We start from the raw sequence: 14,277 nt of genomic DNA on the forward strand, positions 1-14,277 counted from the left end.
GCCTACCGTCGAATCAGACGGACCAGGCGCGGACGCGAGGGGCACCCATGGCCAACGACGAGACCTTGACGGTCGGGAACACGGCCTACGACGAGCGGATCAGCCGCATGGGCGAGATCATCGACATGCTCGGTGAACTCGTCCAGCTACGGCCCATCGAGACCGGTCGCATCTGGGTCGCGCAACGCTCGGACCTTCGGCCGGCCACTGCGGCGGAGTCGCTCAGCGCTCGGGCGGCGACGGCGAACACCTCGCACCGGATCCGGGAGGCGATGTGAGCCGCACCGTGCTGCGCTATGTGGACTGGCGGATCGTGCCCGACGACGACGAGTCCACTCCGCCGATCACGTTCCAGATGGAGTGTGTTGCCTGCGCCATCCTGTACGGCGCGTACGACGCCAAGGCGCTGTCGCCTGCCTCCGAGGACTTCGCCGACGTGCAGGACTGGGCCCTGCGCCACTCTGGCCGCAACCCGGAGCACACGGCCTTCCGTGAGCAGGTCCACCGCTACTGGAAGACCTACACGGTGGGCGGCTCTTCCTGCTGAGGCGGGAGTTCCGGGGCGACCCGGTTCCACCTGTCATGCATCAGCTTCTCGATGCCCTTGAGTGCCGCAGCCTGCGCGCTCTGCGTCTTGGCCGCCTCCTCGATGGCATCCACCACCTTGCCCAGCCGGGCCTCAACGGATTCGCTGGCGAAGACGCTCTCGGCCAGAACGGCCAGGTCGATCACATACCGGGCCTGCTCGACCGGTCCGAACGGGCCGGTGCAATTGACTGTCGCCGTGTACGCAGTCGGTAGCCCGGCATTGAAGAAGGTATGCGAGACGTCGACCATGTACATCAGGCAGCGCTTCGGAGGCAGCGACGGAATGGTCCGGCCCACGACTCGGGCCAGCGTCTCCTCCCGCTCGGGATTGGTCGAGCGAAGTGGAGGGTCGAACGTGATACCAACATCGCGAGCCACCGTGGGGCCGATGTTCTCGACAGTGAGAACCAGGAGAGGTGACGTGGGGTGCCGCGGCCGGATGTCCACCACGACCTGCGGCTCATTCTGTTCCCGCTGCGCCTTGTCGGCCTGAGCGATGGCGGTGACGGAACTCCGGGCCTGAACGTGCCCGTACACCAGTGCCCACGAAGCGGCTGCTGTGCTTGCCCCCGAGAGACCAAGGGCGATGACCGTTGCGGCGTCCATTCCGTCAGGCTAGGTCGAGGGTCTGACACTGGCCTCGGGTAACCGTGACGTCATGCTCGTCGCATAGGCCGACCGCGTCAGATCGTCCAGCACATGCAGCGGTGACGCGACCGCCTCATCACTCCTCCGCGTCGGCGTCCCCCTCCGTCCAACGCAGCGTGAGAGGCGGCAGATCCAGGGGCTCGGTGAGTCGCGTGATCTGTGCGTATTCACTCCGCCGGAGGAAAGTCAACATCGGGAGCGCGCTGGCCATGAACTCTGAAAGGTGGAAGGTGGCCGTCGTGCGCCCAGATGCGGCCCGCTTGATCAGGTCACACCAAATATGCCGACTGCCGCCGCCTACAGCTATGGCTACCGATTTGACCGAAGATCGTCGCCCGAGTGCGCCTCGCAGGTCGCCCAGGATCTCTTCACGTCCGAGGGACGAGTATTGCGGTGCCGTGTACTCGATCTGACCGCCCGCGGCGGACTCGATGACCAGCTCGCTGATCCTTACCCCGGCGGCATCGGCTCTGTCGAGCAGTTCAGCCAGGTCCACTTCCTCGATCTCTTCGTGCTCCAGGGAGGGCAACGAGGAGATTGGCCCTGTTGAGAAGAACGTTTGGTACCGGTCCGTGGTGAAACCCAACAGCCCAGCCTGTGTGAACCAGCGTGGCTCGGACCCGTACTCATGTGTCAGGGCCGTATCAGACACCAAACAGCTCTTCGCCCTGAACCAGTCGAGGTTCAGGTTCAGGAGTCTCTGCAAGTTCTCCGAGCTGGCGGGGACGTTAAGCTCACACAGCCGGCCAAGCGTGACGCCACGGCCGATGCGGCTCCAGAACTCGTTATCGTCGGTACGGGCAATTTCGAGTAGTAGTTGGAGGCCAGCGGCGTCCAGGTCGGCCCTGACGTCTGTCGCACCGGGGAAGCTTGCTGGGGAAGCGCCCGAGCCCAGCCATACGGCGTGCAACAATCGAGTGAGTTGGTCGGCGTGAGATGGGTCCAGCAGTGACTCCGCTGCCTGCACGGCATCCCGCGTCTTGTCGACCTCCGCACGCTGAGCTCCGGCGAAACCCAGTTCTACGGTGTAACTAGTCGACCGGGCCCGTTCCTGATCCACTACGCCCTTGCCGCCTTGCAGCACGGCACGGGACAACAAGCCCACGACTGGGCGGTCACGTCGATCTGCGGACAGGGTCGTGAGGCTGTCCGGGTCGGCGACAAGTGTCCTCGCGTTCGCTGACTCCCGCTCCAGCTCGAAAGCGTGAGTTCGATCTCGCAGCGGAGCCAGTGGCATCAAGATGGGCTGTCGCTCCGAGATGACCTCAACGTCCTCCCTGAGGTACTGCGGATTCGTGTTGGTTCTAAGGAAGACCTGCCGTTCCTCCTCGCTCCCATCCCATCGGAGCACCAGGTCCGGCGCGTAGGTGTGGTTAAAGTATTCGGTCGACTCGATGCGTACCGCCTCATCGGACGATCGAAAGTTGGCGATCACCGCCCTCTTGATCGACTCCACATTGCGCGCCGGGTTGTCTCCCATGAGATTGGAGATGGCGACAGAGTATTCACTCATCAGAACTCTCCCCTCTCGATCTGGTGCGCAACGATGAGTGCGCGATGCTGCGGCGTGATCACAAGCTTCTCTTGCTTCTTGTCGAGAACGATGAGCCAGAGGCGTTCGGAGACGTCCGTGACAAGCTGCTGGTCGATCAGTTGTTTAGCTTGGTCTTCGTCTTCGGTATCAAAGACCCTTTTCAAGTTGCGAGGATTGAGAAGGCCCTTAGTTACCGCGTCGGACGTGCGAAGCTCTTTCCAAGTGTTTTGACGGAATGGGTGCCAGGTGATCCACATGAAGTGGTCGGCGAGCCGCCCGTGGTCCCGGCGAGTCAGGTAACATTTAGCTACCCAGTCGTCGTAGTGCATCCCCTGGTCGCTCGCCGAGTCATAGTTCTTACACTCGGCCACGAAGAAGTGTCCCTCGAATTCTCCGCCGCTGAGGATCCCGCCGACGTCGAATGAATACGGCTGCTGTTCGCCATGGGGCCAGTTGAACTCCAGGCGCGAGGCCATCACCGAGTCTTCGTTGGTCCAGGAGCTGCGAACCCGAGTGGTAGCGTCAAGCCACTGCTTTGCCCGTCTTGCACCTTCCGCCCCCTTGATGTGCATCGCTTCCCCTGGCATGCCGCGATGGTAACGGCGGAAGCCGACTTTCGTAGCTGGTTAGTTGCCACTGGTTACGAGAAGGCACACGTTGGCCTGAAGTACGCCGTCGCGGTTGACTCGGACGGTCACCTGACACGGGCGTGGACGCACCTATGCCGGGTGTACGTCGGAGCTCCCCCTGGCCGGCTAACGGCGCGCTGTCGTACCCCGCCTCTACGCTCCTCTCAACGACGAGCCGGGGGGGCCATGGCACCGCGAGAGCGCACCTGCGAAGAACCAACTTGCGAGCGCACATACACTGCGACGAACCGCTTCTGCACACGCCACCGGGCGAAGTGGGTGAACTGCTCGGAGGCGGACTGCGGGGCTGAGTTCTGGTCGGCCGGCAGCCGCTTCTGCTCCAAGCACCGGTACCCCGAACGTGAGTGTGCAGCGGATCAATGTCATCACCGCTTCAGGGCGTCCAACCGCTTCTGCTCCAGGTGCAGGGAAACCTGGCGCGAGTGCACCACCGAAGGCTGCGGGAACGTCTACCACGGCAACGCCTTGAACTGTCGCCCGTGCATGTCTGTTGAGCGTGAGTGCGTGGAGCGGGGCTGTACCACGCGCTATCGCGGAACCCAGTCGCGCTGCTGGGACCACCGTGCTGTCGAGAGGCGGTGCCAGCGGAACGGCTGCGAGAGCGTCTACAGAGGTACCACGCTCCTTTGCGTGGCCTGCCGGACGGTCGAAAGGGAATGCGCCGCGAAGGACTGCAGCGCCATCTACTGGGGTGACCGAAGCCTCTGCAACGACTGTCGCAAGTCCGACCGCCAGTGCCCCGACTGTGGAGGTACTTTTTGGGGACGGACGACCAGATGCGGTCCTTGTTGGTGGCGGCAAATTCCAGCCGACGTACGGTCCGCCATCGCCAGAGCCAATGGAAACGCCTACCGGGCTCGCAAACTGGCTGCACAGGTGGCTGGACCGGTCTCGGCTGCAGAGTACGAGAGAATCAGGAGCGAGGGCCCCTGCGTCTACTGCGGCGAGCCAGCCACGGAGGTGGACCACGTCCGCTCACTGGCCAGTCACGGGGGATGGGAGCATCCGTCTAACCTGGTCCCAGCCTGCCGATTCTGCAACGCAAGTAAGAGTGACCGGTTGTTGATCGATTGGGACCAAGCGAGGGTATTTCACGCGGTGCGCAGGTCCGAGAAGGTCGCTGCCGAATATAAGCGACAGCTCTCCGAGCTAGAGAGCTTGAGTGTATAACTCGCGCTCGATTGGCGAGGATCGCAGCGGCCAGGGTCGCCGTCCCGCCGACCTGAGAACGCACCGTCGGACCCGAAGTGCGCGCCGCATCCTCGCTGTGGCTAAGACAGCCCCAAGCTTGCGAGTGCGGTCGTCCAGTCGATTGCGATCGCGGACTGGGCCCGGGCGAGGGTGACGGTGTGCGCGCACACCGCAGTGTGCAGGCGGTTCTCGATCTTGTCCTTGTCGTTGTTCGGCCCCGAGCCGGCCTTGTGTCCAGGTGAGGGAGGTTCCACCCATAGGTTCCGCGGATCGTTCGGGTCGCCACCCAGTTCGAGGCTGATCTGGTGGTCGTACTCGGCGTCGCCCATCCGGCCGGTGTAGCCGTAGGAGGCCGCGTTGGCGGTCTTCTCCTTGCCCGTCACGTAGGACGACGGCCGGATGGTGGCCGTGTATCCGGTCTTGCAGATAGTGGTGGTGATGGACGCTTGTGTCACGGCTGGTGAGATCGCGCCTGGCGTGCACTTGAGGTCAGGCAGCGGCTGTCCGTTCTCGTAGCGGTAGTGACAGGAGCCTGCGGCGGGCTGCGCCTGCACGGTGTAGTGCGCCTGCGGGCCGGGACCCACCTCCAGGTGACCGCCCGCCGTCGAGGTTGTTGCCGGGCTGGTGGTTGCTTCAGCCGGCGCTCCGTGGGCGGTGCCGTCGGGACTCGATGACGTCGTTGTGGCGCGGCATCCAGCCAGCGCGAGGATCGCGGTCAAAGCAACAGCAGCGGTGGCACGTGCGGCCATCGGGTCCCCCCGGCGCGTGAGTTGGGCTGCGCCGAGGCTACCCACTGTCTCCACTCACCACGCCGGACGAGCCTCGGCGTCGTCGGCCGCTGCGGGCGTCCACAAAACCGGTACGCGGAGCGGGACTCCCTGGCACGCTATGCGACGAGATCACCCAGTAGGACGGAGCCGCCTGCCTTGATCATCCTGGACACCAACATCCTGCACAGCTTCGCGCTGGACAGCGTCAGCACCGACCTTCTGCAGACGTTCAGTAGGGCACGAGTGGACACCGTTGCCGTGCCGTGGGTCGTGCTGGAGGAGCTGGTGTCACATCGCGCGGTGCCGTACCGGGAGAAGCATCAGGCGGCCGTGGATGCGCTTGAACGCCTGCGGAGGGCGACACCGGACGGACATACGACACGTATACCCCCGCTCGACATCGAGCCGTTCCTGAGGCACTGGCGACGGAGGTATCAGGAGGTCGTCGACGTGCTGCCGACCAGTGACACGGCCCTGCGTGAAGCGCTGTTCCGAGAGGCCAACCAGCTGCCCCCGTGTAAGGCGGTGACCGTGACGGCAGGCGGCGACGCCGTGAAGACCGGCGGGAGGGACGCGGCGATCTGGCTCACGGCGGTCGAGTATGCGCGAGAGCACCCACGAGAGAAGGTCTACTTCGTAAGTAAGAACTGGAAGGACTTCGGCAGAGGCGACGCCTACCCCTCGCCAATGAGTCAGGACTTGCGCGGCCTTGAAGATAGGTTCGTGCATCTGACGAGCCTGGAAGAGCTTGTCGACCACTTCACCACAAAAGCCGAAGTAGATGAGGACGATGTCCGCACGGTTCTGTCGACCCCCGGGGGCGAACGGGCCGTGTCTCTTCGCGCATGGAAGGTGATGGGTCCCGGCCGAAAGCGCCGACCCGGGTTTAGGTTGCAAGCCCTCACTACCCCGATCGACGAGCTTGACGCTGAACCGGACCCGTCGGTCACGCCGACGGTCGATGAGTCTTGGGGCTGGTTGTTCCAGCCGACCGCGACTCTGGACTCTGTCCGAGAGCAGAAGGCGTATCGCATCGGAGATCATCAGTGGTGCATCGCAACTGTGCGTTGGTTCTTGTCGGGGGTGGCCTTCAATAGGCAAGGACTGCTGCGATGCGGTACTGCTTGGGAGACGCGCATCCTCTTCAGTCCCACACAGCGGGGTGGGTCCCCGACTGTGCTCAGGTACTCACCCCCGCAGGCGCCGACCTTTGCTGAGTGGGCGACTCTGCCGCCCACCTACCTGCCAGAGGACCTCGACTTGCACGTTGCCGAGCGAGCCAGAGAGACGGCAGCGGAGTCGAACCTCCGCAACCACCTACTCCACGCTGTCTGGTCCGAGCGGGCTCGCGAGCGGGAGTGGTCACCTGTGGAGCTCGAATGGCCTTCGCCTCGTAGTCCGGAGGACGAGGCGTAGCTGTTGCCCTCATGCAACGTTCATCAGTCGAGTGGTAGGGGAAGTCCCCTGTCATAGATGGGCGTTACGGTGGGCGGCATGAGTGGTACGCCGTCGCCCGCAGGGTTGGTCCGTGAGTTTCACCATGTTTTCGGGCTCGACGCCCGCAGCACGCCGACGGAGGTGTCGGCCGACGTCGGCGCACACCGCTGGGAGCTGCTCGCCGAGGAGGCTGCGGAGGTCGCCGAGGTCTCGGTGACTGGGCCGCTTGATCAGCTGGCACGCGAGCTGGCCGACGTCGTTTACGTCGCGTACGGCACGGCCCTGGTACACGGCATCGACCTGGACACGGTGATCGCCGAGATCCACCGCTCCAACATGACCAAGGTGGGGCCCGACGGCCAGGTCGCACGCCGCGACGACGGGAAGATCCTCAAAGGCGACCACTTCGAGGCGCCGGACGTTGCGGCGGTGCTCCGGCGCCAGGGCTGGACACCGCCCGACCCGGGCTGACCGCCGGCCAGAACGCTGACGCTCCGTAGGCCCGGCCGCGACCTCTCGCGGCAGGGCCGCGCCTGGGGTGCCCGGGCCGTACAAGAGCTTGCGGGCACCCCCTCCGCGCGTCGCGGCGGGCTGGCGGAGAGCCAGCTCGTGCCCACCTGTGGCCATAGGTCCACTGTGGGTTGAAGGGTCTGTGATGCCGCTCTCGCCCGATACACTCTGATGGGCTATCAGGGAGACGGCAGTGCGGCCGTCGGGGCGTCTGAAGGTAGGCGAGCCATGACAGATGTGCAGTCCGGTCTGACCGGCAAGAAGATCCACCCGGACGCATACGGGGCTCTGGTCGAGGCGCTGACCACGATCAATTGGAACAGGAACGCCTACCAGCAGGACATCCGTCGTCGCCTACGTGACCACCCCGAGCTGTTCGCTCGGCTCGACTTCTCCAACGGCGTCACGAAGCGCGAGACCTCGAACCAGCTGGTCAGCCTGCTGATGGCCGAGGAGAAGCGGTACCGTGAGCTGACGGTCGAGATGATGACCGACATCTCGAAGCTCGACACGTTTCCGAACCTCACCAAGCAGGTGGACGCCGAGGACCTGTTGACCCAGGCGCGTGACGCCGTGGCCAACCTGCAGAAGTGGGCAGGGCGTCACGCCGAGATCGCGGAGGAGCGGGAGAAGTTCTCCGCCGAGCTGGCCGCCCACCGCGACCAGGTGGCGAAGACCCGCGGCTTCAGCGAGGTGCTCGACGAGCTGCGGCAGGAGTTCCTGAGTCTCCACGGCATGACCGATCGGCAGCGAGCGGGGATCGAGTTCGAGGGCTTCCTGCACCGGCTCTTCACCCTTTTTGACCTTCAGCCGACGCTGGCGTACAGCCTCAGCGGGGAGCAGATCGACGGCTCGATCTACCACGACACTAACCACTACATCGTTGAAGCGAAGTGGCTGGCCGGCACGGTCGAGGCCAAGCACCTCCGCGACTTCGACGGAAAGGTCCGGTTCAAGGGCAAGAACGCCTTGGGCCTGTTCGTCAGCGTCAACGGGTTCTCCGAGGGCGGCAAGGACTTGTTCCGCCAGGCCACATCCTTCGTCACGATGGACGGTGGCGACCTGTTCTGCGTGCTGGATGGACGCATCCGCATGGACGAGCTGCTCGCTCGGAAGTCGGAGCACGCCAACCGCACGGGGGACTGCTACTTCCCGGCGACGCAGATGCACCTCTAGCACCACGCTCAGCGTTCAAAGAATGGGGGGACTGTGTCTGGTCGTGCTGGACGTTGGATCGAGGGCGTGGGGATCGGGCTGGCCGTCAATCTCCTCACAGCGATTCCCCTAAAGGTTGTCTGGCACCTTCAGTGGCAACGCATCATCAACGACTCCATGGTCACTTTCTCAATCTTGGTCTGTGTGGCCTTCCTCTACTGGGTCATCTCTGACTATCTGGCGGAACGGGCCGATGAAGCTGTACGCCGCCGCTTGGAACGTGCGGGTCGGTCTCGCGATGAGATCAGGCAAGAGATGCGCCGTCGTGAGCGCGCCAGGTGGTGGATTATCTGATTGACCGCGGGGGTGGTCCGAGCGTCGGACCACCCCCGCGCGGTGTCACCGGTCGCGGACGGCGTATCCCACCGCCACGAGGGCGACCAGGGTGTAGCCGAGAGTGCGGACCCCCGAGGGGGACCAGTTGTTGCCGATGGCGGACAGCAGCACGACGAGGGCGACGTAGGGCCAGGTCGTCGGGGCGCTGCGCGGGGGCTGGGCGTTCATCGGTGTTCTCGGGACCTTCCTGTTCAACGCCCAGGCCACTCCGGGGCGTTGACTCCAGAGAAGCTGTCCGGGCGCCGAATGGCGAGGATCATGGACGGACCCGGGGAAAGCCGGACGTTTGTCCGTGGCGACGCCTACCCTGATGGGCACGGCCGGACAGTTCTGGACGGCCCCGGACAGTCCCGGACGCCCGCGGACCCTGCCCAGCCTGCGAAGGAGGCTTGTTGTCTGCGGAAGACCTGACCGAGCACCTGCGCCGGCTGCGCGTCCGGGCTGGTAACCCCTCGGTCCGCGAGCTGGAGCGCCTTACCGAGCAGCAAGGCCCCCGCCGTCGCCTCAGCAGCTCGACGATCCACGACAAGCTGAACGGCAAGAGCCCGCTGAAGCTGCCCCAGCTCCTGGCGCTCGTCCAGGCGTGCGCTGACTACGCCCGTGCCCATGGCATCAGCCTGTCCAGCGAAGACCTCGACCAGGCTCTGTGGCGTGGACGCCTTGAGCCCACGCAGGCGCCTGCGACGGTCGAGGTGGCGACTCCCGCGCCGCCCTTTATCCCAGTTCCTTCCTTCCTAGTGGAAAAGCCGGACCTCAGCCCGCCCGAGTGGCTGTGGAATCTGCCGCCAGAGATCATAGAGCCACTCCGCAACGCCGGAATGGACGACGTAGTAGAGCTCATCGAAGGCCGTTCTGGAAAGCCTTTGACGGAGTGGCTGCCTCAGGTGTTCAGTGCTCTTTCCACGGCGGGCATGGCATACACGCCCTTCGTGCAATGGGCATCCGAGAAGCCGGTCCGTGAGCTTGTTCCCTTGATTGAAGCCGTCGGAGACAACAAGGATGACCCCGTCTTGACGAGCCTCCTTTATTGGGTTTCGAAAAACCAAAGTGCCGAGAAGCTTCCTTCTTTGGTTGTGGCGCTGCGAAGGGCGGCGGAAGAGTATTTTGATGGCCACGACCTAGCCCAGCGTCTGATCTCGTTCATTTCCGGCAAGGATGTCGGTGTGTATATAAGGGGATTGCGCAAGGACTGTGTTCCGGTTGTCAACGCATTTCGAAGCGCTACTTTGCTGAACGACTCCAATCGAATCGTTCGTGAGATTGGCCGGTACCGAACTGCTGTAGTTATACGCCTTGTTGGCGAATTCGGCGGGCCGGGAACGCCCGACGGTGACGCCGTGCTCGCGGCTGTGGGTAAGGGTAGTGACTATCACATCGCAGAGGTACTGCGAGAATTGCGCACCTCGCGGTTCTCTAGTGAGGTTAAGCGCCATCACCTCGTGCGCATCGTTTTTGGCGTGGCTCCCGAAAGGCGCCTGCTGACTGCCGACGAGCTGGGCCGTCGGGGACTGCAAGAGGAATCGCAGGTCTTTCGTGATATGAAGGATGTTCCGCCCTTCTAGTCCAACAGTCAGGATGCCTCAGGCCCGTCGTGCTAACAGCCCAACGGCAGAACGGCCCAACGGGGTAAGACTTGTGGCACCCCCGGGCAGCATAGTTTCATGGGGTGGTACGGCAGCAGGGTGCAGCCACCCGCCTCGCCCCATGGGCGGGTATTGGGCAGCGGAATCCGAGGCCGGTGACGGTAACACTCACCGGAGGATCACCACAATGCCCACTCTGCAATTCAGCCGCGCGGCCATGAAGCAGGCCCAGGTGAGTCGAGGGGTCAGCCGTAAGGAGCTGGCCGCGCGACTCGGGCGGTCTGTCAGCCTCGTGAATCACTGGCTCTATGGCGTTAAGTCGCCAGACCTCATCAGCATCGGTCGCCTGGCAGATGCCCTCGGCGTTGAGTACACCGAGCTTATCGAGCGTGTCGAGGTGACCAAGTGATGGTTCTCAACGACGCGCGCCCGATGACGCCCGCCGAGTACAGGCGGCTGCTCCGACTCCTGTTCGGCCCTCGCAAAGGCCAGGCCCAATAACGCCGACATGACGAAGCCCCCCGTCGCGGCCAGGCGAACCGAGGGCTTGTCTCAAGGAATTTGGCGTCGGCTACCACCCCGACGCCGGAACACTGGAAAGGAGACCTGCACAACCGAAGAAACCGCGAGAGCAACCCACCGCAAGCAAAGGAACAAACGAAAGGCTCTCTATGATCCTCCACCAGGAAACCACAGCGGTGATCCCCGGACAATCCAGGGCTCAATGCGACCGCCCGGGGTGCGCAATGGCACCGAGCAAGGGTCCGTTCGCCCAGTCATTCGCCCAGTATCGAGACGCCGGGTGGCTCGGAACGCTGCGGCTGCCCAAGCACGCCAAGATCCCAGTCCCCACCGGGTTCACAGGCGAAAAACACTCCGGAGTCTGGCCCGAGGACAGCCGCCTTCATGGTTGGAGCCATGAGAGTTCCACCAACATCGGGCTCCGGCTGCCTGAGAACGTCATCGCCATCGACATTGATCACTACGGTGACAAGAAGGGCGCCGATGAGGTTGCGAAGGCTGAGGCCGAATGGGGGCCGCTTCCGGCGACCTGGCGAGGGACCAAGCGGGGCGCTGACAACCCGTCGGGAAAGCTGCTGTTTCAGGTGCCGCCTGGACTGCGCTGGCCCTCTCACCTGAACGGTGATGGATCACACGTCGACATCATTCACCACGAGTACCGCTTCATCGTGGCGTGGCCGTCCGTGGTGTCAGTCGACGACGCCTCGAAGGCCACTATGACCGAGAAGTGGTACACGCCGTCGGGTGTAGAGGCGGACAGGGTGCCGCGAGTCGATGAGTTCCCAGAACTGCCTCAGCCGTGGATTGACGGCCTCCAGCAGCGCGCCAAGGATCAGCCCAAGACGAAGAACCTTCCGGACGTTCCCTCGATCCCTCACGACGTGGACCCCGAAAAGCCCTGGTACATCAACGCCCTCGTCAAGCCCTCAGCGACCGGTCGCGGTAACGGCAACAGCCTGTCGGTCGCGGGCGGCGCGGCCGAGATGTTCGTCAGGTCCGGCGTGCCATTCGAGGTTGCTATGGCTCTCGTCCTGAACTACGAGCGGGCTTCTGACAACCCGCAGCCCGATCAGGTCGTCGCCGATCAACTCCAGCGAATGTGGGCGAAGGAGTCCGAGAAGCAGGAATCCGGGATGACCGAGCGGACCGGGTACCTGCAGCCCCGACGTGGTCACTTCGGGTACGAGACCCGCCGGGACTACATGGGCAAGAGGGGACCGGAGTCGGAGATCGTCCCATTCTCCGACTTCCAGGTCCAGGCCACCAGCGTTAGCTCTGCCGACGGCAGGACCGTCTGGACCGTCGACCTGATCCGGGACGACGGCAAGACCTTCCGCGACGTCGAGTTGCCGGCCGAGGTCCTTAACAGCACGGCCACCTTGAGCGGGTGGGCTATGGGTTATCAGTGCTCTCTCATCTTCAGCGATGACCGGGCCCAGCGCGGGAAGCCGGGCGTGCGGCTGATGAAGCTGCTGCGATCCCAGAACCCGGTCGAGTGCCGGGTGATCAGTCACCTCGGCTGGGACGACACCGCGAAGGCGTTCATCACGTACGAGGGCGCCATCACCAGGAACGGGGTCAACCGGAAGGCCGGTGTCCGGCCCGCCAAGCACCTGGCCGTCAGCAAACTGGTCGATCACTTCTACGGGTTCGACAAGACCGAGGAGGAGACGAGGGAGGTCCTGCGGGAAGTGCTGACCTTCCACGACGAGGAGTTCACGTCGGTGTTCACCTCGTGGCTCGCCGCGGGCGTGGTCAAGGGCCAGCTCATGCAGCGGACCTCGATGTTCCCGATCTTCCTGGTTCAGGCAGCCAGCGAGTCCGGCAAGACCACGGGCTTCGCGCAGCTGATTAAGCAGCTGTTCGGCAACCGCGCGAAGGAAGGGAGCATCGGGACCCGCGCATCGATTCGGGACTCCCTGACCGCCCATCGAGGTGCCCCGGTGCACGTGGACGACGCCGACGACATCGAGCACGTCAAGGAGGTCCTGAGGCAGGCCACTGCTGAGGGGGCGGTGGACAAGAAGGGCGAGGACCGGACGTCGACCGTGCGGTCGAAGCTGCTCGCCCCGGTCTGGATCTCGATGGAGGGGTCCAGCCTCCTCGACGACAAGGCCATGAACGACCGGATCGTGTCAGCCTCGCTCCCCAACCCTAAGGGCCGGATGAGCCTGCACGACCCGACCAAGCCCCAATGGGACGACATCGTGGACCTGAGGAACCGGTACTCCGGGGAGCACGGTCTGACGATCTACGCCGGGACCCTTGTGCAGATGATCCTCAAGGCGGCCGAGGAGCGGCTGTCGGAGTTCACCAAGCTACGCAAGAGCAGCGGTCGGCACCACGACAAGATGGCCATCCTCCGTGTGGGGGCGCGCATCCTGTCCGACGTCACCGACGACCCGAGCCACGTCGAGCGTGTAGACGCGTGGGTCTCCAGCCAGGTGGACACCGGCAACGAGAACGCCCTCACTATGAAGCTGATCCCGGCCGCCCTCATGGCCCTTGGCGCTCCTGCCCTGCCGATCCGAATCAACCAGACCCCGCACTACGGGGTGGTCTCCCCGGTACTGGTGGCCCCGGCTCCCAGCGAAGGTGTTGACGCTCCCAGCCGGGTGTGGGTGAACGTCGGCAACCTCGCGGCCTGGTGGGAGAGATATGCGGGCAACAAGCTCGACCCGAGGACCGAGACCAAGTCGGCTCTTGCAGAGCAGGCAAAGCGTCTCCCTGAAATGAAGGGCGAAAGCTCCGGAGATCGAAACGTCGACTGGATCCAGGCGTACGTGACCAGCACGGTCGCTGAGAACGGTAAGTCCCGGCCTCGCCCGCGTTACCAGCGGCTGCCGGATGCCATTTCCGCCCGCCTGCTTGACGAGCTGGGGATCGGCGAGGGCACCGACGAGAAGGTCAGCGGCGGCAACAAGCTGAACCCCGCGCAGAGCACGGCAGTGGAACGGGCCTGACGTGGCGCCCGTTCCGGCGGCCGTTCTGGGCCCGTTCTGCGCCCGTTCCATCCACCAGAAACAAAGCCAACTCACAACCGGAAAAATACCCGAACAAGCCAGCCCCAAAAATTCCCCCAAACACCCCCCAGGAACGGGCGGAACGGGCCACGGAACGGGCATAGAACGGGGGTGCCCGTTCTATCAGCCTGGCCGGTCAGAGCATATGAAGACCCCCATGGAACGGGGGAACGGGCCAGAAGAAAGATCTCTTTTTGTAGGGGGGAGGGGGGATCCCCCCTACCCCCCCCGGGGGCCGGAGGGGGCGCGTCTCTCCGCCGGAGCCCGTTC

General features: G+C 64.2%; 15 protein-coding genes. 10 read left to right on the forward strand and 5 right to left on the reverse strand.

Annotation, left to right across the window (positions count from 1 at the left end; translation table 11 throughout):
• Positions 1-47 precede the first annotated feature (47 nt).
• Both BMW99_RS16590 and BMW99_RS16595 read left to right on the forward strand, forming a co-directional pair.
• Complete coding sequence (locus BMW99_RS16590) at positions 48-278, forward strand: hypothetical protein (RefSeq protein WP_069463806.1); 231 nt, start codon at positions 48-50, stop codon at positions 276-278.
• Positions 275-547: a DUF7848 domain-containing protein gene (locus BMW99_RS16595; RefSeq protein WP_069463807.1), complete on the forward strand. Its 273-nt coding sequence runs from the start codon at positions 275-277 to the stop codon at positions 545-547. Before BMW99_RS16590 ends, BMW99_RS16595 begins: the two co-directional genes overlap by 4 nt.
• Here BMW99_RS16595 and BMW99_RS16600 read toward each other — a convergent pair.
• The 3 genes from BMW99_RS16600 to BMW99_RS16610 all read right to left on the reverse strand — a co-directional run bounded on the left by BMW99_RS16600 (position 520) and on the right by BMW99_RS16610 (position 3,357).
• Positions 520-1,194, reverse strand: coding sequence for a hypothetical protein (locus tag BMW99_RS16600; protein WP_069463808.1), 675 nt, complete (start codon positions 1,192-1,194; stop codon positions 520-522). The two genes, BMW99_RS16595 and BMW99_RS16600, sit on opposite strands and share 28 nt — an antisense overlap.
• Positions 1,195-1,312: 118 nt before the next feature.
• Entirely contained in the window at positions 1,313-2,749 is a 1,437-nt protein-coding gene (locus BMW99_RS16605) for a hypothetical protein (RefSeq protein WP_069463809.1), read from the reverse strand.
• Complete coding sequence (locus BMW99_RS16610) at positions 2,749-3,357, reverse strand: hypothetical protein (protein ID WP_176735495.1); 609 nt, start codon at positions 3,355-3,357, stop codon at positions 2,749-2,751. Before BMW99_RS16610 ends, BMW99_RS16605 begins: the two co-directional genes overlap by 1 nt.
• Positions 3,358-3,903: 546 nt before the next feature.
• Between BMW99_RS16610 and BMW99_RS43080 the strand changes: the two genes are divergently transcribed.
• The gene (locus tag BMW99_RS43080) at positions 3,904-4,590 is read left to right on the forward strand and encodes an HNH endonuclease (RefSeq protein WP_407640299.1); all 687 of its coding nucleotides are present in this window, start codon (positions 3,904-3,906) and stop codon (positions 4,588-4,590) included.
• A 101-nt stretch (positions 4,591-4,691) separates the two neighbouring features.
• Here the strand turns inward: BMW99_RS43080 and BMW99_RS16620 are convergent, their stop codons facing one another.
• On the reverse strand, positions 4,692-5,360 hold the full coding sequence (locus tag BMW99_RS16620; protein ID WP_069463811.1) for a hypothetical protein: 669 nt from the start codon (positions 5,358-5,360) through the stop codon (positions 4,692-4,694).
• Between the two features lie 177 nt (positions 5,361-5,537).
• On the opposite strand from BMW99_RS16620, the gene BMW99_RS16625 reads away from it, so the two are divergent.
• The 4 genes from BMW99_RS16625 to BMW99_RS16640 all read left to right on the forward strand — a co-directional run bounded on the left by BMW99_RS16625 (position 5,538) and on the right by BMW99_RS16640 (position 8,837).
• A complete protein-coding gene (locus BMW99_RS16625; protein ID WP_069463812.1) occupies positions 5,538-6,797 on the forward strand; it encodes a PIN domain-containing protein in 1,260 nt (419 codons plus the stop codon).
• A gap of 78 nt (positions 6,798-6,875) precedes the next feature.
• On the forward strand, positions 6,876-7,289 hold the full coding sequence (locus tag BMW99_RS16630; protein WP_069463816.1) for a pyrophosphohydrolase domain-containing protein: 414 nt from the start codon (positions 6,876-6,878) through the stop codon (positions 7,287-7,289).
• A gap of 267 nt (positions 7,290-7,556) precedes the next feature.
• Positions 7,557-8,504: a restriction endonuclease gene (locus tag BMW99_RS16635; RefSeq protein ID WP_069463813.1), complete on the forward strand. Its 948-nt coding sequence runs from the start codon at positions 7,557-7,559 to the stop codon at positions 8,502-8,504.
• A 66-nt stretch (positions 8,505-8,570) separates the two neighbouring features.
• Entirely contained in the window at positions 8,571-8,837 is a 267-nt protein-coding gene (locus BMW99_RS16640; protein WP_069463814.1) for a hypothetical protein, read from the forward strand.
• Positions 8,838-8,882: 45 nt separating this feature from the next.
• Here the strand turns inward: BMW99_RS16640 and BMW99_RS41335 are convergent, their stop codons facing one another.
• Positions 8,883-9,047, reverse strand: coding sequence for a hypothetical protein (locus BMW99_RS41335; RefSeq protein WP_176735497.1), 165 nt, complete (start codon positions 9,045-9,047; stop codon positions 8,883-8,885).
• A 221-nt stretch (positions 9,048-9,268) separates the two neighbouring features.
• Between BMW99_RS41335 and BMW99_RS16645 the strand changes: the two genes are divergently transcribed.
• From BMW99_RS16645 to BMW99_RS16655, 3 genes are all read left to right on the forward strand, one after another.
• Positions 9,269-10,441: a hypothetical protein gene (locus tag BMW99_RS16645; RefSeq protein WP_069463815.1), complete on the forward strand. Its 1,173-nt coding sequence runs from the start codon at positions 9,269-9,271 to the stop codon at positions 10,439-10,441.
• A 208-nt stretch (positions 10,442-10,649) separates the two neighbouring features.
• Positions 10,650-10,871: a helix-turn-helix domain-containing protein gene (locus tag BMW99_RS41340; RefSeq protein WP_075017040.1), complete on the forward strand. Its 222-nt coding sequence runs from the start codon at positions 10,650-10,652 to the stop codon at positions 10,869-10,871.
• A gap of 337 nt (positions 10,872-11,208) precedes the next feature.
• Entirely contained in the window at positions 11,209-13,947 is a 2,739-nt protein-coding gene (locus BMW99_RS16655; RefSeq protein WP_176735498.1) for a bifunctional DNA primase/polymerase, read from the forward strand.
• The last annotated feature ends 330 nt before the right edge of the window (positions 13,948-14,277 follow it).

The sequence above is a fragment of the Actinacidiphila rubida genome (assembly GCF_900110255.1).
In the GTDB taxonomy this organism is placed as follows: Bacteria; Actinomycetota; Actinomycetes; order Streptomycetales; family Streptomycetaceae; genus Actinacidiphila; species Actinacidiphila rubida.

Coding starts and splice junctions, on each gene's coding strand:
- BMW99_RS16590 (WP_069463806.1), top strand. CDS start 48: ATGGCCAACGACGAGACCTTGACGGTCGGGAACACGGCCTACGACGAG.
- BMW99_RS16600 (WP_069463808.1), bottom strand. CDS start 1,194: ATGGACGCCGCAACGGTCATCGCCCTTGGTCTCTCGGGGGCAAGCACA.
- BMW99_RS16605 (WP_069463809.1), bottom strand. CDS start 2,749: ATGAGTGAATACTCTGTCGCCATCTCCAATCTCATGGGAGACAACCCG.
- BMW99_RS16610 (WP_176735495.1), bottom strand. CDS start 3,357: ATGCCAGGGGAAGCGATGCACATCAAGGGGGCGGAAGGTGCAAGACGG.
- BMW99_RS43080 (WP_407640299.1), top strand. CDS start 3,904: ATGTCTGTTGAGCGTGAGTGCGTGGAGCGGGGCTGTACCACGCGCTAT.
- BMW99_RS16620 (WP_069463811.1), bottom strand. CDS start 5,360: ATGGCCGCACGTGCCACCGCTGCTGTTGCTTTGACCGCGATCCTCGCG.
- BMW99_RS16630 (WP_069463816.1), top strand. CDS start 6,876: ATGAGTGGTACGCCGTCGCCCGCAGGGTTGGTCCGTGAGTTTCACCAT.
- BMW99_RS16635 (WP_069463813.1), top strand. CDS start 7,557: ATGACAGATGTGCAGTCCGGTCTGACCGGCAAGAAGATCCACCCGGAC.
- BMW99_RS41335 (WP_176735497.1), bottom strand. CDS start 9,047: ATGAACGCCCAGCCCCCGCGCAGCGCCCCGACGACCTGGCCCTACGTC.
- BMW99_RS41340 (WP_075017040.1), top strand. CDS start 10,650: ATGCCCACTCTGCAATTCAGCCGCGCGGCCATGAAGCAGGCCCAGGTG.
- BMW99_RS16655 (WP_176735498.1), top strand. CDS start 11,209: ATGGCACCGAGCAAGGGTCCGTTCGCCCAGTCATTCGCCCAGTATCGA.